Source organism: Algibacter ulvanivorans (assembly GCF_048381495.1).
GTDB classification, from domain to species: Bacteria; Bacteroidota; Bacteroidia; order Flavobacteriales; family Flavobacteriaceae; genus Algibacter_B; species Algibacter_B ulvanivorans.
Genome location: NZ_JBLWGD010000041.1, coordinates 1 through 340, shown reverse-complemented (window position 1 = coordinate 340; position 340 = coordinate 1). Strand labels below are relative to the sequence as shown.

Below are 340 nucleotides of genomic sequence, written 5' to 3'. Positions count from 1 at the left end.
GTGAGCAATTCCGAAGGTAATTTGGCTGTCCTGAACGTATCGCTAATTTTGGATAACTTATAAAAAAGTGTGCTGTTTTTAGCATGAAAATATATAGGAACAACAGGCACTTCGGCTTTTTGAATGAGCTTCATGGCAGCTTCTTCCCAAGGTTTGTCTATCAAAAGTTTTCCATCTCTATAGGTAGAAACTTCACCAGCAGGAAACACACCCAATGGGTGCCCATCTTGTAAATGTTTAATGGCATTTTTAAAACCTGCAATACTGGATTTTACATCCTTTCTGTCTTCAAAAGGATTTACAGGCATGATATATGGTTTTAAAGGCTCTATTCTATGAA

At 37.1% G+C, this 340-nt stretch carries 1 protein-coding gene; it reads right to left on the bottom strand.

What is annotated here, in order from left to right:
* The coding region (locus ACNG5D_RS15900; RefSeq protein WP_418184513.1) for a 1-acyl-sn-glycerol-3-phosphate acyltransferase at positions 1 to 340 on the bottom strand (340 nt) is incomplete at both ends.